This is a genomic window from Methanocorpusculum vombati, assembly GCF_026891935.1.
Taxonomy (GTDB): domain Archaea; phylum Halobacteriota; class Methanomicrobia; order Methanomicrobiales; family Methanocorpusculaceae; genus Methanocorpusculum; species Methanocorpusculum vombati.
In genome coordinates, this window is sequence record NZ_JAPTGC010000003.1 from 126,833 (window position 1) to 147,172 (window position 20,340).

Consider the following 20,340-nt stretch of genomic DNA (forward strand, 5'->3'; position numbering starts at 1 on the left):
GTATGGGGATATTTTTGCATATGACCTGGATATGACTTTCAAAAATATCAGAAAAATTATCTCAGATACTTTCAGGATGCCCAATACTATTATATACGGAATAACCGGCACGTATCTAGTATGAAGCGAATGCTGATTGTTTTGATGCTGTGTGTTGCACTTCTGGCAGTTTCTGCCGGATGTGTAGGAACTCCCGCTCCGGCCGGCCCCGCCGCCGATCCGACCGCCCCAGCTCTTGGTGCTGTTCCTGTATCGTCCGAAGACGGCGTAACAGTGTATAAGAATCCCGACGGATCCTACTATGCCGAGGATAAAGACGGCACAAAAGTTCAGATGAACCCCGACAGTTCCTGGAGCGGCACATCCGGAGATGGCGATTCTGCTTCGATGGATAAAGACGGCAACTTCAACTATCAGGGTACTGACGGCTCCAGTGCGATCGGAAGCGCAACCGGCGGTCACGTTGAAGGTGACGGAGGCTCTCTCACCTACACCATTGACGCAAACGGCGTCGTCCATTACAAAATGGTTGAACCTGACGGAAAGGTAACCGAGTGGACCTCGGACGGATCCATCACCCAGTGAAGGATCCTGTTCCAAAAACTTTTGAAAAAATTATTTTTTTTAGAACTCTGCCGCACCGCGGAGCATCTTATCGATTGCCCGTGCCGCATCCTTTGCCGTACCCATCGCAAGAATCACGGTTGCAGCCCCGGTCGCCACGTCGCCGCCTGCATACACCTTCGGAATCGACGTCTGGCCGAGGCAGTTCACAGCCACACTCCCGTTCTTGTTGCGGGCAAGATCCGGCATCATCCGTAAGAGCAGCGGGTTTGGACCCTGGCCGATAGCCTCCACCACCACATCCGCCTCAACCGTGAAGTTGCTTCCCGCGATCGGCGCAAACGAACACCGGCCGTCATCGCCCGGACTGCCAAGCTCCATTTTAATCGCCTCAACACCGGCGACCGCCTTGTTTTCGCCTTCGATAAACCGCACCGGATTCGTACAGCACAGGAACTCAATACCCTCCTCTTTTGCATGCCGCACCTCATCCAGCCGTGCCGGCATATCCGCCTCACCACGGCGGTACATCAGGGTAACCGCAGCACCCATCCGGCGTGCCACCCGGGCTGCATCCATAGCAACATTTCCGCCGCCGATCACCACGACCTTCTTCCCTTTCTTTACCGGCGTATCCTTTTCCGGGAACCGGTTTGCACCCATCAGATTCACCCGGGTCAGGAACTCGTTTGCCGAGTAGATCCCGCAGAGATTCTCGCCCGGTAATCCCATGAAGTACGGAAGACCCGCACCCGTTCCGAGGAACACCGCATCGTAGCCGAGCAGCTCCGCAACCGGCACACTGCGGCCGACCACATGGTTTGTCTTAATCTCGGCACCGAGTTTTTTCACCTGCTCAATCTCCGTCTGGACAATATCTTTGGGAAGACGGAACGACGGAATACCATACATCAGCACACCGCCCGCCTCATGCAGGGACTCAAACACGGTTACGCTATGACCGAGCCGTGCCAGCTCCGCAGCCGCCGAAAGGCCGGCCGGACCGGACCCGACAACCGCGACCTTTTTTCCGGTTGCAGGAAGCCGCACGGGCGTCTCGATACCTTCCCGTCTCTCCCAGTCCGCGACGAACCGCTCAAGATGCCCGATCGAGATCGGCATATCCTTGTTCCCGAGCACACACTCGCCCTGACACTGCGTCTCCTGCGGACAGACCCGGCCGCAGATTGCGGGAAGCATATTATCCTTCTTGATAATCCGTGCCGCCTCGCGGAACTCGCCCATCTCACAGGCATGAATGAACGCCGGAATATCAATACCGACCGGACACCCGTTTACACACTTCGGCTTCTTGCACTGAATACAGCGTGCCGCCTCTGCCCGGACCTCTGCCTCCGTGAATCCGAGATCAACTTCACCGAAATCTGCAATCCGTTCCTTTGCATCTCTGTCCATTTACTCCACCTTCCTGCATCTGCACACATGGTGCTCCTCATGATACGCAACCGACTGCTTCTCCTCAGGCATATACATCCGCTGGCGTGCCAGCAGATCGTCCCAGTCAACCTGATGCGCGTCAAACTCCGGCCCGTCCACGCAGGCGAACTTCATCTCGCCGCCCACCACAACCCGGCAGGACCCGCACATACCAGTTCCGTCCACCATTACCGGGTTTAACGACACGTAGGTCTTGATGCCGTACGGCTTGGTGACGCCGCTTGTTACCTTCATCATCATACCGGGACCGATAATCCAGACTTTGTCGATCTTCCTGCCGCTCTCGCAGAGTGTCTGAAGCGGACCGCTGGCAAACCCTTTGATACCGTACGATCCGTCATCGGTCGTCACAAACAGCTCGTCGCAGATCTCCCGCATCTCATCCTCAAGAATCAGCAGGCTCTTGTTGCGTGCGCCGATAATCCCGATCACATAGTTTCCGGCATCCTTTGCCGCCTGGGCAATAATCGGCGTACAAGCAACACCGACTCCTCCGCCCACAATAACCACAGTCTCAGGACCTTTGGCAATATCGCTCGGCATTCCGAGAGGGCCGACCACATCCCGCAGACAGTCGCCTGCAGAAAGGGTGGAAAGAAGCTTCGTTGTCGTACCGATTGCCATAAACGAAATCCGGATCAGATCGCCATCAGTTCCGGAAATGGTCAGAGGAACACGTTCACCTGCGCCGTCGGGGTGAATAATACAAAACTGTCCTGCCTGTGCATTGCGTGCGACCTGCGGCGCACGAATCCACATCTCAAAAACCGCCTCGGACAAGGCGTGTGCTTTCACTATCTCGTACATTAGTATTTCACTCCGCTGTTCTGCCTTGAGAAATTGTGAGTACGTATTGGGTGGCTGACAACTTTAATCTGTGCCGGACGGGTAAACGGGACAGGGGAAAAACGAATACAAAAGGGTACCGCAGAAAATTGTTTGAAGCTCTCAGCCTCGTCTTTGCGGTAGAGTATATATTGGAAATGGACAATAGTTTGGCATTGGTGAAATCAGATACAAATGCCGGATGAGGTTATATCCATAGTGGCTGGTTTAGTGTATACGCATTAGCGAATCCAGGTCATTGTTACCTCCATCATTTTCTCCGAGAGGGTTGTTGTTCTTTTTTCATACATGGCATTGGAGTTCTTTCTGGGAAACTCCATACTATACTGGGTGCTTAGGTTGTCAAATACCTCCCCCGAAACTGTTTCGGAACTGTTCGGATGTCCCGAAACTTTCCTGTCTCCAAACCTTTTAGACCTCAGGGCTCGCACGTATTTTATCGTGAGCAGCAGAGATATTCCCGAGACCCCAGGCCCGCTTGAACTGGATCCCGATTTCACCGCTGAAGAGCATGCACAGTTTGAGCGGCTGGAACGCGAACACCCCTATGTTGAGATGCACGAGGAAAAGATTCCCGTCCCGCCTCGTCCGCAGGATGCCCGCGACGGAACGCATGATGTGCTGTTTCTGCTTCTGTTTATTATTCTCGCCGCCGTATTCCTGCTGATTATTCTGTTCGGGGGCGGTCTGCACTGAATGCGCTGCGGCTGTTTCTTTCCGCAGCGGAGAATGGTGACTACTCTGCGTGGAACTGCTGGTATGCTGCGTATCTCAAAGAGTCGGCAGAGGCGGTGATGATTCTTCCTGGTCAGGATTTTTCCGGCAGAAACTTTACCGGCGCATGCATGAAAAATTTTGATCTGACTGCATGCCGTTTTTCGGGGGCGGTTCTTGTGGATGCTGATCTTACCGGTGCAACGATGGATGATGCGGATTTCTCGGGTGCAATGCTGGCGTCTGCGAATCTTTCGGGTACGTTTGCCGCGTATGCAAACTTCCGTGATGCGGATCTTTCCTGCGCAAATCTTTCCGGCGGTGATTTTACTGCGGCTTCTTTTCGTTCCGCACGGCTTTGCCGCTGTTATGCCCAGCGTGCGGTGTTTACTGATGCGGATTTCCGTGATGCGGATCTTTGCGGGATGTATGCCCGGCTTGCTGCGTGTCGCGGGGCGGTGTTTGCCGGAGCGAATATATCCGGCGCAACTTTTCCGGAGTAGACGGTCGTGCTGTACCGGCAGTTCGTTTGCTGAGATGCTTGTTTATCATGGGTAGTGGGCTAGGAAGTGGCAAATGTATCTCCTGGAAATCCGGCGTTGCACCTAAATTCGTTTATTGCTTATGAATGATCGTTATTGATCGAATTTCAGCCCACAGAAAACACGAAACACACGGAAGCAAAAACATCACGGAACAGTTCGTGAACATCACAGAATCCTAAATTAATCTGTTTCCATGATTTTTTTGTATATTCCGTGATGTTGAAAATTTCTGCGTGTCCGGTGTTTTTCGTGGGATGATCAGGAATAAAGGTGCAACACCGGAAAAACCACAATCCTTAAATCAATAGAGACAGACATTACTTACGCAAAACATGCGGGGTCGTGGCCTAGTCCGGAATGGCGACGGGCTCCAGCGGTCTTAGCGTATGATGAACTATCGGGTCTACTGATTGATAGATGATGACCCGTTGGAGCGCTGATGCAGGTATCTGTTCTCCACCATGTTCGCTTGTCGGAGAGACCCGTCGATCGTGAGTTCAAATCTCACCGACCCCACGTTTTGAAACATCTTTTCTGTAAATATGTGTTCGGGATGCCGGTGGTATCGGTCTTTTCTGAAAAAATATTGGTAAAAAAGTATTATTCTGCCTTTTGAAAGACCATTACTGTGTATCCGCCGTTTTCGTCTTCAGCACGGCTGACTTCCGTAAATCCGAGATATCCCAGACGTTCGGAGAAACTGTCGGGTGTATTTTTCCCGGAGGTATATACTGCTGAGATGATAGTGGAGACGTTGTTCTTCAAAAACTCTGCCTCGTTTAACACCACATCAAACTCACTGCCGATGATGTTCATCACGAGCGTGATATTCCCGGCAAAGTTTGCGTCGGCCGCAATCTTCCGGATGGTTGTTGCGGGGACGGTTATGGTTTCCACGAAGGCTGAGTCCTCGGTGATACGGTTCTTCATAATGGAAGACTCGACAGACATGGTGACATTCTGTGTTCCGTACGCTACCGCTTTGGGTACAATGGTGTATCCTGCGAGGTTGTAGGATTTTGTTTTTTCCAGTGACGGCAGCAGATACGTGTTCGGTTCTACCGAGACCTGCTGGGCAGGGATGGCAAGCCGGTCATTGATGTAGGTAGAGAGCATGCCGATTCCGGCACCCACTTCGATTACCGGGTTTGTGGGGGACAGCCAGCTGTCCACGGCGTTTACCAGTTCCCGGTCAAAACTGTTTGGATCGAGCAGCAGATTCCAGATGAAGTTTGCATCCACGTAGTCCGGATCCATAAATATCAGGTTTTCCCTGATCATGGCCTGGTTGGGCGTTGGGTTTGCGACGCCGATACACCCGGCTGAGAGTGTTGCTGCAATGCAGATAAGGGTAAGCACTGCGGTGAGCCGGAGAGCTTTACCCGAAAACCCCATGATATTCATGGTTGTCTTGTTGGTGACAATGTGATATTTGGGTTTCGTATCAGATCATGATGTTTTGTTATCTCTATTTACTGCTGTATTTTTTGGTTTTTTGGGGTATTTCTCTTAGCGGTCTTTCTTTTTGCCGTTTGTATTACTCCGTTTCGCTGAGTATTTCTGAAACCCTCTCCCGCATTTCCGTGCCGACAACTTGATCGAGTGTTCGGCGACCTGCGCGGATCAGTGTTGCATACGCGCGTGCAAAAGCCTCATTGACCATGATCACGCCTCCGGGGTTTCTGGCGTGATTGCCTCGTAAACTGCGATCAGGGTTTCCGCCTGCATGATTTCCACTTCCTCACGGGTTGCGAGGAGTTTCTGATATTCCGGGTACGTGAGACGGGATTCATCGTAGGCATAATACTTCATCCCTGCTGGTGTTTCTTCGCCTGCCGGTGGCGTAACTTCCTGAATATTCGAAGGGATACGGACATAGGACTTGCCAAACGTGATCGTTGGCGGGGTTGCTGATGTGGTAAATACAGTTACCATAGTTATCCTTTTACGCGCCGTTCTGCTTGTATTTTATGGAACTCAGAAAGAACCGGTTGGATGGGTTGATAGTATTTGCGGCGGATCGTGCTGTCGTTTCCCCACATAGACCAACCCTTAAAGGAATTAACAGAACAGTATTGATTATACGTCAAATCCTCGCCGTATTTGCAATGTTTCCGAACATCTAAACACCGCCGCCGCAGGCGTTTAAAGGTCGATTTTCTGAGGATCACGTTTCCGGGGGTTGTACGATACCCGACAAAATCAAGTGGTCGGGCTTTAAGTGGGAAAATCTGCCAATTATCCTTAATCGACAGATGTAGGCGGGATGTGAGGTACCAGTCCGCCTGTCTGAACACGCGCCGGAGTTCGGCGGCGGACGATGCGAAAAATACCATGTCATCCATGTACCGGATGTAGTACCGTACTTTGAGGTACTCTTTGACGAAATGATCGAAATCTGAGAGATAGAGGTTGGCGGCGAGCTGTGAGAAATAATTCCCAATCGGTAAACCCTCGTCGGGTGGGACCGAATCTATGATGTTGTCAATGATCCGGAGAATCCGCTTATCCTTAATGAGGCGGCGGAACTGTCCTTTTATGATATCGTGATCGATGGAGGGAAAATAATGATGCACGTCGATTTTTAGACAGTATGCCGTGCCTGCGGGATCACTGTTGAGATACCGGCACACTTGCCGAAGGGCTGAATGTATACCGCGATCCTTGATCGTTGCGTGTGTGTCTGCGGTGAGATGCCGCATAACAACCGGCTCGACGACAAAACCTAATGCACGCTGGACAACACGATCCCGATATGGCAGGATGTAGATCAGGCGTTGCTTTCCTCGTTCTTCTATGGTTTTTGTTCGGTATTTTCCGGTCGTATATGTGCCGAATAGCAATTCTGTCTGTAATTCGGCGAGGTTTGCGTCTTTGTTTTCTTCAAATTTTGCGACCGCCCGATAATGATGTTTTCCTTTGCTGCTTTCAAGGTGTGCACGCTTAAGGTTCTCAAAATCGACGAAAAGAGGAAAGATATGATTTACTCGTTTCATTTTGTATGCCTAATGAAATAATCCGAACGTTCCGCCGCTGCGGGCTACTAATACGGATGGGGGTTTTAGGGGTGATTTTTGCCAAGGGGCATGGGCAAAGCGGATCGATGATATGATCATTAGGTGCGCCCCGATGTTGACGTTGGAATTGGACGGGGCATTGTTCAGATTGACAGTGAACACGCCGCACTTCGCGCCGTTATTCCAATTGCCGCCAACAATGCACGAACCGATCACGAAACGAGACCGGAGACCGCGCCGTCCGACCAACTACGGGGTAAGATCGTTTTGCCCTGTGATATTTTTCCGCCGAAGCCCTGTAACGGGCTTCGGCGGCTGGGCACGGGGTTAGGCCGCTGAGGCGGCCTCCCCCGTGCTCAAAATTTGCAGGCGCGCCCCGATGTAGACGTGGGAATAGGACGGGGCATCGTCCAGATCGACAGTGAACACGCCGCACTTCGCGCCGACAAACCAAACGCCGCCAACAATGCACGTGCGAAGTCCGGTTGACCACCAATAATTATCTGTGGCGTACGTTGACGAAGAACCGCCAACTACTGCGGGCATGAACGGCATGGGATCGGTTCCGACAAATGTCCTGATGTAACTGTTGGATGTGGTTGCCTGTCCTGATGCCGTAGTCCAATCTGCATCCGTGAAGGCTGGTGTTGCTACGTTCTGCGTGATGAAACGGGTATTCACGTGATTGATCCTGATTTTGTTAGATGCGTCCTGCATAATTCCCTGTAAGAAGTTCCAGACATTACCCCAACGGTTTTCCATGTAAAACAACCGTGTGCATGTTGTTTCTGATGTTGTGCCGTAAGCACCTCCTCCGGGTTGGGCGCGATAGGTTAGACCAATTGCGGCGCTGGCTGTGTTGTTGCTGGCAACAAAACCCTGTCCGATGGTCGCCTGTGCGTTGGTGTTCGCGTATGCAGCGAGATAGATCAGATTGATGAGGGTGTAGGTGTTCCACGTTTCAACGCTGTATCCCGTGCCTCCTGCGGCGGCTTGTGCCTGGAACGCATCATTTGTCTGTGATACTGTTGGTTTGGAAGTGGTTGAGTACCACGAATGCAGAACGCCGCCGGAGGTGTAGCCGTTGAACATCCCGACGAACACATACGGCATGATGGTGTTCTCATCGCCGAACCGGTGAGCAAAGGGCGTACTGCCGATGAATTGACCTTCGGAGAAGGCAATTTCGATCACAGTCTGTTGTGTGGTGGTGGTGATCCATTTGAGGGCGCGGATTGAAGATTTCCAGTACACTGTAGGGATTGCGACCATACAATCACCGTCTGCGCCGGTGAGGGTTGCCGCCGTGCCATCTGCCTTGTTGAAGATGTTTTCAGGGTCTAACCAATAATTGATCGCGCCGTTCTGGACGGTACACGGCTTGATTTTTTGGCCGATGAAGGTATCTCCCCAACTGTTCAGATTGGTTTTTGTGGCAGGGGTGAAATTTTCGTTTGCTCCTGCATAGGTGATGCATGCTGCCGGATCGTCTTCGGTTGGATCGATCCGGATCACATAAATTGGTTTGTCCGTGCCGGTGTATCCGCCGGTTGATACCGATTCGGAGATGCTTTGGAGGGCGGTATATACCGTTCCTGATGTGATATGATTGGCGGAGTTTTTGATCGGTGTTTCGTCGTAGGTGAGTAGTGGCTGTTTTCCTGCGAGGGCGGCATACACGCCGCCGGATGATACAGGTTTTGTGCTGTTTTCGGTTGGTTCTGCGTCCGGAATGGGGATTTCGATTTTCTTGTCATCCGCTCCCATTGCCTTTCTGAACCATTCGTCGGTGGTGGTGTTGGTTGTCATGGTTTAGATGATGTTGCAAAATATCCCGCGTAGGTCGCAAAGACCGGCGGGTTTTGTGGTGGTCGGTTTTGTCAGTACGATGATCGGAGTTGGTGTTGATGTAGATGTCGCGCCGCTGGCAGTGGTTACCTGCAGTGAGGCATAATATACACCTGTTGCGTTGTAGGTGTGGGTGGGGCTGGTGGTTGATGATCCTTCCCCCCAAATCCAGCGGCGCGATCTGATCGGATCGTCTGGGCTGGTGGTTGTGTCAGTGATGATGATTGTCAGGGGTGCGTATCCAATCGTTGCGGAGAATGTGCAGGATGTGGTTAGTATCATAAGATTTTCCTGCCTGTGTAGTTGCCGTTTACAATGATGCCGTTGTAGATGGCTTTGTTTACGGTCAATGCAGTGAGTGTTGCGGCCGAGGTTGTCGCTGTTTTTGCGTGGCCAGTCGGATAAGATACCGTGTAGGATACTGTGTATACGCCGGGGACTGCGTAGGTGTGCGTCTGTTTTTTGATGTTTTCGGCGGTGGTTGCGGTTAGGGTTGTTCCGTCGCCGAAGTCCCAAAATGCCTTATCCGGCTGTATGTCAGTGTTCACGGCGGTGTTGGTGATCGTGACTGATGCGCCGCTGGTGCTGGTAATTAAAACAGGATCGGCGTAGGTCGTCGCGCAGGCCGTGATGGTCAGGGTCTGTTCTGCGGTAAGCTGTTCGTCGTTATTTTTGACGGTGAACTTTGCCGTGTATGTCCCTGCATCAGTGTACAGATGCTGTGCAGTAATCGTGTTGCTATCCTCAAAGTGCGCCGTGTCGTTGCCGAAATCAAGATCAATAGTGTGATCTGCGGGGTTGCCGGGGGTGATGATGGTTGCGGTATAAATCACGGCGAGGGGGACGTATCCCGATACCGGCGTTGCTCTGAGTGCGATTACTGCGGGAGTTGGTGATTGTGCGGTAACTGTTACGGATGCGGTCTCTGTGGTACTGTTTGCGTCGGTTGCAGTTACGGTGATGGTGTATGTACCGGGTTCTGCATACGTGTGTGTCAGAGGGCTGGCGGTGGTTGTGGTTAGGGTTGTTCCGTCTCCGAAGCTGTAAGTGTAGGTGGTGGTGGTGATAGATGGTACTTCGCTGATGGCGATCACGGTTTGGAGGGGGTATAATCCCGCCTCCGGTGTTGCGGTGATGGTGAAGGTCATGGTTCAAAGATCAGGGTACATCCCCACTGCACGGCGTAGGTTGTGGTGTTCTGTGCAATAATGGTGATTTTTCCGAACAATTCACCGTTTGGCAAATCCTCCGTTCCGAATGCGTTTGTGTGTCTTCTCCACGGAACATCATTTTTCAAGATGGATACGATCACGCCTGCGGGGGCTGATACGGTATATCGTCTGAGTTTTTTGCTGATGTTGAGTTCCCGCGTGTATGTTGCACCGCTGGCAAGTTCTACGGTCGGTTCTGTCGGTGTGGGGTACTGAAAGCTGATATCTTCGGTCGTGCTGGCGAGCTTTGCGGTGAGCAGGCGGAGGTTTTGATCGATGTTTGCAAGGTAGGCGAGTTCTGCGTCTGTCATGATATCCTTTTTTGTGGACGGATGGTTTTTTCGATTGTCTCTACGCGGGATTCTACGTTTGTGATCCGGTTATCCTGCTGATCGATTTTCCGATAGAGGAGGGCGATTGTTCCGGCGAATCCTGCGGCGGTTTCGGCAAAGAGCATGATAAAGGATGTATCATCTAAGATCATCTGATCGCCTTCCTGATTGCGGGGAGTGCTACAACGAGGATCACGGTGATGAGGAGGAGGTACACGATCCCTTTTATGATGTTGCTGCCGCCGAGACCTCCCCCTCCTCCCCCGCCGCCGAGGTTGGATAGTCCGGCGGCGGCGGCGGTTGGGATTGCATATGCTCCTGCGGTTATTGCGCCGGTTGTGATCGTGGCTTGTCCCGCTCTTGATTTTGCAAATGTCGAGAGGATAGACTTAGTGGGAATTGCCATGTTTTTTCCCTCCGAGTACCTTTTTTCCGGTCTTCCAGAGGAGGGCGGCGGTTAATACAGCGCCAAGGGCGATCAGGGCGATCAGGATCGCCCGCTGGCCGGGATTGATAATTTCCGGTTCTGGATCGGTATAGGTTGATAATGGTTTTTCGTCCCATTTGCGGATGCGTGAGCGTCCGAGTTCGGTATCATGGGCGTAGTTTTGCCGGACTGTTGTCTGTGTGTTTCGGACGCCTACCGCGTCGAGGATGCGGTTTTTCTCTGCGGTGCTGAGGATTACCGGGTTGGTGTTGATGATCTTTGCAGATTCAAACACGGGACTGTAGAGCGATGATGAGAGTGTCATGTTTTTACCGTCGGTGCGTTTTTACGTGTGGTTTTTGTGCGTTTTGCGGGTGTTTTCTGATTGCGTTTCTTAAGGTGATTCCAAATGGCGCGGATGATGAGCAGGGCGATAATTGCAATGAGAAGGAAGATGGGGAGAGAGTATCCGTTTTCCTCCGCGTCGGTGATGATGCTGCCGAGGCCGGGGACGTCAGACAGGCCGTTGAGAAGGCCGCTGGCGGCGTCTTCTGCATCCTGCCAAGGTAAGATTTGCTCTCCGTCGTCACCGGAATTTTTCCCGTCACCGTCTCCGCCGCTGTTGCCGTTGTTTTCGTTGCCGCTGATAATCTGTGTGATAGTTTCTTTGAGTTTTTCTACTTCGTTGGATGCGGTCATGTATGCCGTCCCGGCTGCGCCTGCGAGTGCCCCCAGTCCGGCGGTGGTGAGTGTGCCGCCAAGGGTGCGCGTTGCTGATATTTTTGGGGTGTCGGGGGTGGATACCGGTGGTGATGGTGTTTTGTTTCCGGTGGTTGTTGTGCCGTTTTTTCCGGTTGTGGTTACGGTTGGCTTTGTTCCGGTTTTGGTGGTTGTTTTGCTGATGGTTACCGCGTAGGGGTTGCCGGTGGACTTTGATACAGATACGCCGCCGCTTTTCGAGAATGCGTATTGTAGATCTTCGATCGCGTTTTTCTTCGGGGTGTATACGGCTGTTCCTGCGTTGATGTTTGCGAGGTTCGGTTCACGTTTACGGTAGGTTTTTTCTAAGTCGCTGGGGTCGAGGGGATCGGTTTTTTTCGGGGTTTTGATGAGTGTTTTCAGTATGGACTTAAGCGGGATTGCCATGTTTTTTCCCTCCGTTGGTTTTTCTGAGTGTGTAGCCGAGGATTACGATCACAATACCGGCGATCAGAATTGGGATGATGTAGGATTGCGTTTTTGTGTCGCTGCCTATCATGATGTTGCCGCCGCTTGCTCCTGCTGTTTTTGTGTCGCTGTTGTCGCCGCCGGTTGCAATGGATGAGATGATATCGAGGAGGTCGGAGATAGGAGATTTGTCTGTTTCTGTGGTCGCGGTTGGTGCTGATGGGGTTGTAGTAGATGTCGGTACGTTGGTTGCCGTTGTTTTGCTGAGTGTGGTTGTTGTGTTGGTTGGGGTTGCGGCGAGGTCTCCGGTTGCCGGATTGATGTAATCCGATCCGGTGATGCGGTTCACAAGGTTGACGGCGCGATCCATGATTGAGGGCGTGCTGGCGGTGATCCAACCTTTTGAGATTGCGGTGTTCTGCACTCTGATCATTTCGTCCGGGGAAAGGTCGCGGCTGGTATATACGGTTGCGCCGGAAAGGCCGAGGGTGCGGAGTACCTGATCGTCCGGGGTATCCGTCCACGATGATCCATTCGGATCGGCGAGGCTTCCGCCGCGTGTTCCGCCGGTGTTTACGAAGGCGTAATAATCAGTATAGCCGTGAAATGCGGCATTTTGTCCGAGGTAACCGCCGGACGGCATTTTTACATCGGGATTCCCCATAAGTCCGGCGAACTGATTGTACACATCTGCGGCGGTGAAGTCGGCGGGTGTGCCGATGGTTGATGTTTCGGTTTCGTCCGGGGCGGCGAAGGATGATCCTAATTGTAAGGCTATGCCACTACCGATCATACCTGCTTTCAGGGCTTTTCCTGCGGCATATCCCGCACCGCCGGTAACGAGCCCTGCACCGATGCAGAGCGCATCACCGGCGGCGGCGAGCAGTTTATCATTGGTGATCTGGTCGCCGCGTCCGGTGATGAGGAGGTTTCCCACATCGATCAGATCGAGAGGGAGAGCGAGGTCGGCGACTGTTGCTACTCCGAAGGTAGATGCTGCTCCGGCGAGGTCGCCGGTTGCGTAGGCGTTGATGCCTGTCTGCTGCATGTCGTTCCGCCAAGAGATGATACCGTCCATAAAATTTTCATTTGTCCGGGCGGTCGGTTCTGTGGTGCGGGTGGGGGCGGTTGCGAGGAGACTGGATGCTGTGCCTGCGCTGACGAGGGTTGAGGCGGTGATTGCCTCGGCGGTGGTAAGATTTGGGATCGTCCTTGTCGTTGCCGTTGTTGCCGGGGTTGTAGTGGCTGGAAGGATTACAGGGGTTGCTGATTTTGCGGCGGGTGCGTTTACACTTGCGGCGGTGATTGTGGGTGTGGCTAAGGTTGTTTTTCCGCCGGTGCTGGTGGTGGTTGCGGTACTGCCGGATGATGCCGCATAGGTTTGTGCGGGTGATGTGGTACTCTTGCTGGTGTAGTTTCCAACATACTGATTATACGATGTTGAACTGCCGGAGCTTCCGCCGGAGCTACGAGAGGATGATCCGCTTGAGCTTGTGCCGGATGTGGTTTTCCCACCTGCTGAGGTGGTTGTTGCGCCGCCGTAACTTCCTTTTGAGGATGATCCGCTTGAGCTTGTGCCGGATGTGGTTTTCCCACCTGCTGAGGTGGTTGTTGCGCCGCCGTAACTTCCTTTTGAGGATGATCCGCTTGAGCTTGTGCCGGATACTGATGATGTTCGGGATGAGGATGTGCTGTTGTTACTGCCGGAACTTGATCCGCCGGAAAAGGCGGAGCTTACCGCGCTGGAAAAGGAAGAGACTGCGGAGCTTACCGCGCTGGAAATCGAGGAGAATAAACCCATAGATTGTACCTCCTGAAAAAGGGGGCTGGGTTAGAATCCCAGTGGTGTTTCAAGAATCGGTACTGTTCCTGCGTCGAATGCTGCCGTGTTGACAACATTCTCGACAAAGATGACCCGCATGGTGAAGGCCGTAGAGGTCTTTGCGGCGATCTTGAAATCGTCCACGCCAAAGCGCCAACCTTTCAGTCCGAGGCCGTCGGCTGCTACTTCATTGGCGAAGTCGATCATGAAGATGCCTGCGGGGCGTTCGGTCGAGGAGCAATCAACGAAGTAGTCTTTGTTCTGAGTTGCTCTCAGCTGTTTCGCAGATACGTTCATGATCTCCTGCCGGTTCGGGTTGGTTGCGATCAGGCCGATTGCGTCAGGGGTGATCTCCGGGGATGTTGCGCCGGTGGCGTAACAACAGATGATAGCACGGCGGATCAGAGTTCCGGTGGGAATGGCGAGGGCTTCGGTGAGGGCGGTATTTGCGCCTACCGCGGTGGAGAGGATGTAGACCTTCGGTTCCGCACTGCGTTCCGCGGATGATCCGTATTCGTTGGTGATTTCGTCTTTGCTTTCGATCACGCGGTCGCCGGTAGTTACGGTGACGGTTGCGGCGGTAAGATTGACGCCGTTTGTCGACGTTGTGCCTGCTTTTACGGTGTCGTTGAATCCAATTTCGAGGGTGACGTCCTGCTTAAGGACGGCGAGGAGGTCGCCTTCGTTGAGGATGAGCGAGAACTCTACGGTTTCACTGGCAGATGCGGCAATGGTTTTACTGCCGATCGACTTGATGACTGAACGGGATTTTGTTTCGTGTAGGCAGTTCATGATTGCAAGATCGAGGCCGTTCATAGCGTAGTTGCTGATGTTGTTGTTGGAGGTAACTTTTACCTCGCGAATGGCTGAGAGAATTTCCTGCGGGGTGAGGGTTACGGACGCTGAACCGTTGTTTTTGATCGTCATGCTGAAAAGCAGGTGAACGGTGTCAATGATGGTGTTGCGCCGGATACTGATCATCGGTTTAATGAGAGTGATCGTGTTTACGCTGGTGGTGAGTGTGTTGTACATTGTGTGCCTCCGGGGGGTTACTTCCGAGACATGGAGGATACGAGGGCGATACCGGCCATTGCGAGGATGCCGATGACCATTACAGGCACGGCGGCCTTTGCGTTGGAGGTGATGCTGTTTTTCACGGTGGTGATTGCGTCAGACATTTTTTTTTCATTCCTAAGACGCCCGGTTTTTGGGGTTGGTTGAGCGCCTTATGTGTTTGTATCCTTACAAAGGCTTTGATTTTATGGAACACAAAAAAGAGGGGTTGGGGGGTCAGACAAATATCTCAACGGCGTTGTACTTGAGGCTGAGATTGTGCATGTCCCGCATTGTTCCCGATGCCCGGATCAATCCGTAATCGATGAATACGGCGGCACTTTCATTTTCGTTGGCATAATCCCAACCGGTGGTAACTACATAGGAGAGTTTTTTCTGCCGTTCTATGTTTTCAATTTGATGTACGAGATCATCCCATTTAATAGTGGGTTTCGCTTTTGCAAGGATTTTGAATACCGTGTTTTTTGTTGCGGTGTCCATTGTGTAGGTTTTTTCAATTTCCGGAGTGGTTTCGAGTAATTTTTCCTGATCGGGGGTGAGTGGTTTTTCAGGATTCATCAGGTCGAGGAGGCTTTTTCCGGCGCTGAGTGCTTTGTTTGCGTCGCGGGTTTTGATGCCGGCGACAAGAGACATGATCGCGGCGATTGCTGTGAGGATCACGTCGGGGTTGAGTAAGCAGGTAATATCTACCATAGGAGATGTGTTTTTCCGGCAGCTACTTTGATTTTATGGAACATGAAAAGAGAGAGTGATCGTCCGGGGGAGGTGTTGATCGAAGTTGTGAGTGGGGGTGATGTGGAGTTGATCCCGTTCGTCCCGGACATTTATCTGTTTTTCTTGCCGATGCTTTGATTTTATGGAACACTGCCGAGGGCAAAGATCACTGCCGAACGAACGAGCGCGTTCATGCTTAGGGGCGTGTCCGGTGGTGGTTGGGTGTCCATGAGTTTTTGCCGATATGCAAGGAGGAGTTTTGTTGTTTCGGTGCTGATACTGATTTTATCGTAGAGTTTTCGTTTTTCGGTCATTTCGTGAAGATGAAAAGATTATGATTTCCGTCAAATAACCATACTTCGTGGCCGGGAGCGATACTTTTTATCAGGAATGGTTTTCCTGCAAGGCGATTTCTCGCCGCCTGTTCTGTCGAAAATACGCGGCTTGATATGCGTTTCACCTGTATCCGTCGTACTTCCGATCCACGGGTGGCAATGAGGTCGTCTGTTCCGTGCGGGTGCGCTGCGGGTTTGCGGATGGTATATCCTGCTTTGCGGAGGATGTCGGCGGCGCGGCGTTCGCCGGTGTTGCCGCGTGCGGTCTGTTTACCATAGGTTTTTTGCGGGCTGTTTTTCTGTGCTTTTGTTTTCATGGTATCATCCGAGGTGTTCGGTTCTGCGGGTTACTTCGGCGGCGTGGATGATGAGATACGGGCTCTGGGGGTTGGTTTGCCGATACATCAAAACATCGTGTAGTTGCAGGGCGTTGTTGAGTTCTTCAAAATTCGGGATTTCTTCTGCAAAATATTTCACGTCCTGATGGATGCGAAACCGCATGATGAAGGTGTATGTGCAGTTGTTCCAGAGGAGTTTTGGGAAGTCCTGAATCCGCTGGGTAATGCACCACAACCAGATTTTATACCCGCGGCCTTCGCGGCTGATGATTTCAAGCTCCTGACCGGCTTTGTTTGCGCCTTTGTTGTAGTGGTGCGCTTCTTCGGCTATGATGTGCCGAGGGCGTTTCAGAGAGAGGGCGGCGCGGATGATGGTTTTGTACTCTTCGATGAGGTCGTCGAGGGGGATATCCCCCGCGGGGATACAGATCAGATATGGGTACCGGGTGAGGAGTTTTTTGTATTCGTCGGTGCTTCGACGGTTACGGGGAAATACTCGATACAGGGTCAAATTTTTGAGGCGGTGTTTGCCTATCCATAATCCGAGATGGTTCTGCGATTTTGTGTCAAGGATGATGAATGGGTTGCCGCCTGCGTGGAGTACTTCAACCATTGCGCCGACGAGATAGGATTTTCCGCTGCCGGTTGGTGATGCGATTAGTACGTGGCCGGTGAGTGCTTCTTTGATGGTTTCTGCAAAGGTCATATTCCTACAATGCCGGTTTTGGGGTTCAGGGGGAGTTGTGCGATTACGTAGGTTGGGTCGTCTTCGTCGATGTATACGCCATCGTTGTTGGGTTCTGTGGGGGTGTTTGCCGCGGTTGGCATTTGCGGCACTTCTGCGGGTGTGTATGCTGGGGGTTGTGCGCTCTCTTCGGCTTCGCGGGCGCGGCGTTCTGCGGCGCGTTTCTGAATGATGCTGATCACGGTTGGGAGGAACACTACGCCGAGGGCGATCAGGGTTACGGGGATGAGGATCAGGGGGTTGTTTTCGTCTCCGTCGCCGCCGAAGTTTGGCGCAAATTTCCAAAGTACTTCGTTGGTTGCGTCGCGGGCGACGTCCTGATAGATTTCCTGATTTGGCGGTTCTATGCCGGATTTTTGGCTGATTGTTGTTGTGAGAGATACGGCGAGGTCAAGTAGAGGGATAAGCGGGTGTATTCCGTGTTCGGTGTTGTTGGTTTCTCCGATGGCGGGTTCGGTTTCCGCCGCTGGTGTTCCTGCGGTGATCACTGTTCCGGCTGCTATTTTTTCAGGGCTGGGGTTGCCGAAGATGCCGGTTGCGTCGTCTCCGTGTTCGATCATTCTGCGTTCCCTCCGCCGGTGATGATCTGTTCCTGTGCGGCGTTGATTGCGGCGATCTGGTCGTCGGTGAGGTTGTAGATGATTGCCTGTATGAGGTGGTTGCCGGATACTACGGAGATCACGCCGGTGTTTCCGGTTTCTTCGAGTTTTTTCTTTATTTCGCTGTTTTCGTATACATCGGCGAGGGCTGATGCTGCGCGGATCAGTGGTTCGGGTATCTGGCTTTTGAGGGCGTTTTCGAGGAAATTCATGATTTACAGTCCGGTGATTCTTGTTCGTGGGATTGGTGCTGGAGGTTGTGTTTGATCAGGGCGAGGTTGATCCACTGCCGGAGGTCTCCGGCGAAAGTACCAACTTGCACCGCCGATTGCCCCGACGGTGAGAATGATAAAAGCGATTGTGAGGTGGAGAGGTTTGATTACAGGAGGTGATTTTTCCGCCGTTTTTTTGGCTGTTTGGTGTGGAGGTGTGTTGATGATGGCAGTGAGTTCTGCCACCGGGTTTGTCTCCGGTTCGGCGGATGCAGTCGGTTTTGCTTCCGGGGTTGTCTCTGGTTCGGTGGGTGCGTCCCTGATTTCTACGTTGTAGCTCTTGCATTTTGCACAGCGCCGTTTGTGCGAGGTGGTTGAGGTATTGTACGGTTTCCATGTGTGTCCACAGTCGAGGCACACGGCGATTTTTGGCGGTGATTTCGATTCGGTCATAGTGTTTTTTCCTTCCTCCGGTTTTGTGCCGGGTTTGGGATATTATTGTGTGGGGTTGTCTTTGCCTATTAGGGGTTAGGGTGGTTTGGCGGGTGTTGTTCGGGGTTCGGGGGGTTTGATCCGCTTCGCTGTCTGATGCGGTTGCGGCGTTCCTGCCGTAGGCGTTTTTCTTCGGCGAGGATGCGATTGTACATGTTGTGGTCGGGGTCAGGAGGGGGGTTGGTTATGGGTTCGCGCTGCTGATTGGGGTTTTCGAGGTCTTCGAGTTCCGGCGGAGGTACATACCATATCTGCGGGGCGATGTTTCCGGGGTCGAGTGGGGGGTAGTTTTCGATGATCCCGTGATTGTTGGCGGGTGGTTGTTTTTCCGGTTTTAATCCGGCGCGGCGGCTGAGGTCGGCGCGGATTGCGGCGTTTTCGTGTCCTTGCGGGGCTGTTCCGATGTATTCGTAGGTGTCGGTGGGGGCGTGCTGGCGGCGGAATTGTTTTTGTCTGATTTCGTCTTCCACTGTGAGGTATCGGATGCTGTTTGATAGGGTGAAAAATCGTTTGTTCGTGACCCAGTATGCATAATGGCCGCTTTCGTCGTACAGGGCTTTGATGAGGTATTTTTTGAGGTAGTCGGTTGGGTTTCTGCCTTCGGTGTCTGCGGGTTTGTCAGTTTTCCATGTCCATTTTTCGCCGTCGTTGATTACGCTGTAGGCGTCGTGCATGAACCCCTGCCCGTATTTTGTCCCCCATTGTTCTGCAAAGTCGGAAAATGGGTATTTCCATTCATAATCAAACAGGATCACGTGATCATGGATCAGGCCGTTTTCCTGAAATTCTACGCATCGGATGTATGGGATACGGTATCCTACGCGATGGCATTCGGTTTCATACCATTTTCTAAAGGCGTTGCTTTCATGTCGGTTGGCGGCGTAAAGGTTGCCGCCGCGTCCGGTGGCGGTAAACCGGTGTACTTTGTCGATGTGGGGATCGGGGATTTTGCGGAGGATTTCTTTTCCTTCCGATTCCATCCAGATTAAGGGGTCGGTCGTAAAGGTTACGAATGATGCGATTTTATGTTTTTTGAGGCTGTTTTCTACGCCGGTGTTGTAGATGAGGATGAGTTGTTTTTTTCGGCTGTCGTCGGTGAAGCGGGTGGAGCAGGGTAAGGTGATGTATTCGCCGTTGCCGGTGAGATTCCGGAGGATGATTGATTTTGATTCGGTTTCCCGTTTCCATTCTTCGAAGATCAGTGTCATTCTGCGGATGTACTGCAAGAGTTCGGCGGGGAGTTTTCCGTTTTTGTCTCGGGTGAAGAGGTTATACTGATCTATGCTTTTCATGGTGCGGATCGCCTGCTGACGCCAAAAACCACAACGACCGGGGATTGCGTTGTAGTGGTCGAGCGGGTGAGATGGTTCTGCGGCGGTCAGCTGTTCCGCCCGGGCGACGGCGGTCTGTGTGCTGCATGGTTTGGTGTGCTGATCCAATCGGAGGGGTTTTTGAGGCGATACAAAAGATTTGGAGTTTTGCAGATCGTTTATCAAGCGGGGTTGTTTATGGGTGGGGGTGGTTTTGGCACGTACAAAAACGCCGGATTTTTGGATGAGGCCGGGGTATAGGCTGTGAAGATAGTTGGATAGTTTTTCGGCTGTTCCTGCCTTTACCCAACGATTCACGGCACGATAGGCGGAATAGTAGACCCAGTCTGCGGGTTTGCCGCGGCGTTTTGGGGCGTCCCATTCATCCCGGAGATAATCTACCACTACGTCGAGTTTTGCACCGGCGTTCACGAGGTCGGTAACGTCACATACCTTATCCCCACTGGTGATAAGGAAGGTTTGCGGCGGATAGCGTCCGCTATGGGTGAGGTTGCCGTGTGTTGTCATTGTACCGGGAAAAAGAGGTGAGGGTTTAGTGCGGTCTATGTG

Annotated in this window: 28 protein-coding genes and 1 tRNA gene; 4 read left to right on the top strand and 25 right to left on the bottom strand. The window is 52.4% G+C overall.

Annotated elements, in window-relative coordinates; all coding sequences use genetic code 11:
- The first annotated feature begins 120 nt into the window (after positions 1–120).
- Complete coding sequence (locus O0S09_RS03100; protein ID WP_268922469.1) at positions 121–585, top strand: hypothetical protein; 465 nt, start codon at positions 121–123, stop codon at positions 583–585.
- A 39-nt stretch (positions 586–624) separates the two neighbouring features.
- On the opposite strand, the gene gltA is transcribed toward O0S09_RS03100, so the two are convergent.
- Together gltA and O0S09_RS03110 are read right to left on the bottom strand one after the other, a co-directional pair.
- On the bottom strand, positions 625–1,980 hold the full coding sequence (gene gltA, locus O0S09_RS03105) for an NADPH-dependent glutamate synthase (RefSeq protein ID WP_268922470.1): 1,356 nt from the start codon (positions 1,978–1,980) through the stop codon (positions 625–627).
- Positions 1,981–2,829 carry a sulfide/dihydroorotate dehydrogenase-like FAD/NAD-binding protein gene (locus O0S09_RS03110; RefSeq protein WP_268922471.1) on the bottom strand — a complete coding sequence of 283 codons (849 nt, stop codon included), beginning with the start codon at positions 2,827–2,829 and terminating at the stop codon, positions 1,981–1,983.
- A 480-nt stretch (positions 2,830–3,309) separates the two neighbouring features.
- Between O0S09_RS03110 and O0S09_RS03115 the strand changes: the two genes are divergently transcribed.
- The 3 genes from O0S09_RS03115 to O0S09_RS03125 all read left to right on the top strand — a co-directional run bounded on the left by O0S09_RS03115 (position 3,310) and on the right by O0S09_RS03125 (position 4,643).
- Positions 3,310–3,564 (top strand): hypothetical protein, encoded by a 255-nt coding sequence (locus O0S09_RS03115; protein ID WP_268922472.1) that lies wholly within the window; start codon positions 3,310–3,312, stop codon positions 3,562–3,564.
- A gap of 98 nt (positions 3,565–3,662) precedes the next feature.
- A complete protein-coding gene (locus O0S09_RS03120; RefSeq protein ID WP_268922473.1) occupies positions 3,663–4,085 on the top strand; it encodes a pentapeptide repeat-containing protein in 423 nt (140 codons plus the stop codon).
- Between the two features lie 378 nt (positions 4,086–4,463).
- Positions 4,464–4,643 (top strand) — tRNA-Trp (locus O0S09_RS03125).
- 84 nt (positions 4,644–4,727) lie between these two features.
- On the opposite strand, the gene O0S09_RS03130 is transcribed toward O0S09_RS03125, so the two are convergent.
- The 23 genes from O0S09_RS03130 to O0S09_RS03235 all read right to left on the bottom strand — a co-directional run bounded on the left by O0S09_RS03130 (position 4,728) and on the right by O0S09_RS03235 (position 20,298).
- Complete coding sequence (locus O0S09_RS03130; protein ID WP_268922474.1) at positions 4,728–5,531, bottom strand: class I SAM-dependent methyltransferase; 804 nt, start codon at positions 5,529–5,531, stop codon at positions 4,728–4,730.
- A gap of 133 nt (positions 5,532–5,664) precedes the next feature.
- The gene (locus O0S09_RS10025; protein WP_425438233.1) at positions 5,665–5,790 is read right to left on the bottom strand and encodes a CD1375 family protein; all 126 of its coding nucleotides are present in this window, start codon (positions 5,788–5,790) and stop codon (positions 5,665–5,667) included.
- Positions 5,791–5,792: 2 nt separating this feature from the next.
- Positions 5,793–6,062: a hypothetical protein gene (locus O0S09_RS03135; protein WP_268922476.1), complete on the bottom strand. Its 270-nt coding sequence runs from the start codon at positions 6,060–6,062 to the stop codon at positions 5,793–5,795.
- Positions 6,063–6,064: 2 nt separating this feature from the next.
- Positions 6,065–7,123 (bottom strand): reverse transcriptase/maturase family protein, encoded by a 1,059-nt coding sequence (locus O0S09_RS03140; protein ID WP_268922477.1) that lies wholly within the window; start codon positions 7,121–7,123, stop codon positions 6,065–6,067.
- Positions 7,124–7,471: 348 nt separating this feature from the next.
- Positions 7,472–8,953 carry a hypothetical protein gene (locus O0S09_RS03145; RefSeq protein ID WP_268922478.1) on the bottom strand — a complete coding sequence of 494 codons (1,482 nt, stop codon included), beginning with the start codon at positions 8,951–8,953 and terminating at the stop codon, positions 7,472–7,474.
- A 3-nt stretch (positions 8,954–8,956) separates the two neighbouring features.
- Positions 8,957–9,274, bottom strand: a complete 318-nt coding sequence (locus O0S09_RS03150) for a PKD domain-containing protein (protein WP_268922479.1) — start codon at positions 9,272–9,274, stop codon at positions 8,957–8,959.
- Entirely contained in the window at positions 9,271–10,140 is an 870-nt protein-coding gene (locus tag O0S09_RS03155; RefSeq protein ID WP_268922480.1) for a PKD domain-containing protein, read from the bottom strand. Before O0S09_RS03155 ends, O0S09_RS03150 begins: the two co-directional genes overlap by 4 nt.
- Entirely contained in the window at positions 10,137–10,514 is a 378-nt protein-coding gene (locus O0S09_RS03160) for a hypothetical protein (protein WP_268922481.1), read from the bottom strand. The genes O0S09_RS03155 and O0S09_RS03160 overlap by 4 nt, the downstream gene beginning before the upstream one ends.
- The gene (locus tag O0S09_RS03165; RefSeq protein ID WP_268922482.1) at positions 10,511–10,687 is read right to left on the bottom strand and encodes a hypothetical protein; all 177 of its coding nucleotides are present in this window, start codon (positions 10,685–10,687) and stop codon (positions 10,511–10,513) included. Before O0S09_RS03165 ends, O0S09_RS03160 begins: the two co-directional genes overlap by 4 nt.
- Positions 10,684–10,941, bottom strand: coding sequence for a hypothetical protein (locus O0S09_RS03170; protein WP_268922483.1), 258 nt, complete (start codon positions 10,939–10,941; stop codon positions 10,684–10,686). The genes O0S09_RS03165 and O0S09_RS03170 overlap by 4 nt, the downstream gene beginning before the upstream one ends.
- Positions 10,925–11,287: a hypothetical protein gene (locus O0S09_RS03175; RefSeq protein WP_268922484.1), complete on the bottom strand. Its 363-nt coding sequence runs from the start codon at positions 11,285–11,287 to the stop codon at positions 10,925–10,927. Before O0S09_RS03175 ends, O0S09_RS03170 begins: the two co-directional genes overlap by 17 nt.
- Complete coding sequence (locus O0S09_RS03180; RefSeq protein ID WP_268922485.1) at positions 11,284–12,108, bottom strand: hypothetical protein; 825 nt, start codon at positions 12,106–12,108, stop codon at positions 11,284–11,286. Before O0S09_RS03180 ends, O0S09_RS03175 begins: the two co-directional genes overlap by 4 nt.
- The gene (locus O0S09_RS03185) at positions 12,092–13,930 is read right to left on the bottom strand and encodes a hypothetical protein (protein ID WP_268922486.1); all 1,839 of its coding nucleotides are present in this window, start codon (positions 13,928–13,930) and stop codon (positions 12,092–12,094) included. Before O0S09_RS03185 ends, O0S09_RS03180 begins: the two co-directional genes overlap by 17 nt.
- Before the next feature lie 30 nt (positions 13,931–13,960).
- Positions 13,961–14,983 (bottom strand): hypothetical protein, encoded by a 1,023-nt coding sequence (locus tag O0S09_RS03190; RefSeq protein WP_268922487.1) that lies wholly within the window; start codon positions 14,981–14,983, stop codon positions 13,961–13,963.
- A 17-nt stretch (positions 14,984–15,000) separates the two neighbouring features.
- The gene (locus O0S09_RS03195; protein ID WP_268922488.1) at positions 15,001–15,129 is read right to left on the bottom strand and encodes a hypothetical protein; all 129 of its coding nucleotides are present in this window, start codon (positions 15,127–15,129) and stop codon (positions 15,001–15,003) included.
- Positions 15,130–15,241: 112 nt separating this feature from the next.
- Positions 15,242–15,718 carry a hypothetical protein gene (locus tag O0S09_RS03200; protein WP_268922489.1) on the bottom strand — a complete coding sequence of 159 codons (477 nt, stop codon included), beginning with the start codon at positions 15,716–15,718 and terminating at the stop codon, positions 15,242–15,244.
- A gap of 161 nt (positions 15,719–15,879) precedes the next feature.
- Entirely contained in the window at positions 15,880–16,053 is a 174-nt protein-coding gene (locus O0S09_RS03205; RefSeq protein WP_268922490.1) for a hypothetical protein, read from the bottom strand.
- The gene (locus tag O0S09_RS03210) at positions 16,050–16,391 is read right to left on the bottom strand and encodes a hypothetical protein (protein WP_268922491.1); all 342 of its coding nucleotides are present in this window, start codon (positions 16,389–16,391) and stop codon (positions 16,050–16,052) included. The genes O0S09_RS03205 and O0S09_RS03210 overlap by 4 nt, the downstream gene beginning before the upstream one ends.
- A gap of 4 nt (positions 16,392–16,395) precedes the next feature.
- Entirely contained in the window at positions 16,396–17,118 is a 723-nt protein-coding gene (locus O0S09_RS03215; RefSeq protein ID WP_268922492.1) for a type IV secretory system conjugative DNA transfer family protein, read from the bottom strand.
- On the bottom strand, positions 17,115–17,717 hold the full coding sequence (locus tag O0S09_RS03220) for a hypothetical protein (protein ID WP_268922493.1): 603 nt from the start codon (positions 17,715–17,717) through the stop codon (positions 17,115–17,117). Before O0S09_RS03220 ends, O0S09_RS03215 begins: the two co-directional genes overlap by 4 nt.
- A complete protein-coding gene (locus O0S09_RS03225) occupies positions 17,714–17,968 on the bottom strand; it encodes a hypothetical protein (protein ID WP_268922494.1) in 255 nt (84 codons plus the stop codon). Before O0S09_RS03225 ends, O0S09_RS03220 begins: the two co-directional genes overlap by 4 nt.
- Positions 17,969–17,971: 3 nt before the next feature.
- On the bottom strand, positions 17,972–18,421 hold the full coding sequence (locus O0S09_RS03230) for a hypothetical protein (RefSeq protein WP_268922495.1): 450 nt from the start codon (positions 18,419–18,421) through the stop codon (positions 17,972–17,974).
- 68 nt (positions 18,422–18,489) lie between these two features.
- Positions 18,490–20,298, bottom strand: coding sequence for a rolling circle replication-associated protein (locus tag O0S09_RS03235; RefSeq protein ID WP_268922496.1), 1,809 nt, complete (start codon positions 20,296–20,298; stop codon positions 18,490–18,492).
- Between the last annotated feature and the right edge of the window lie 42 nt (positions 20,299–20,340).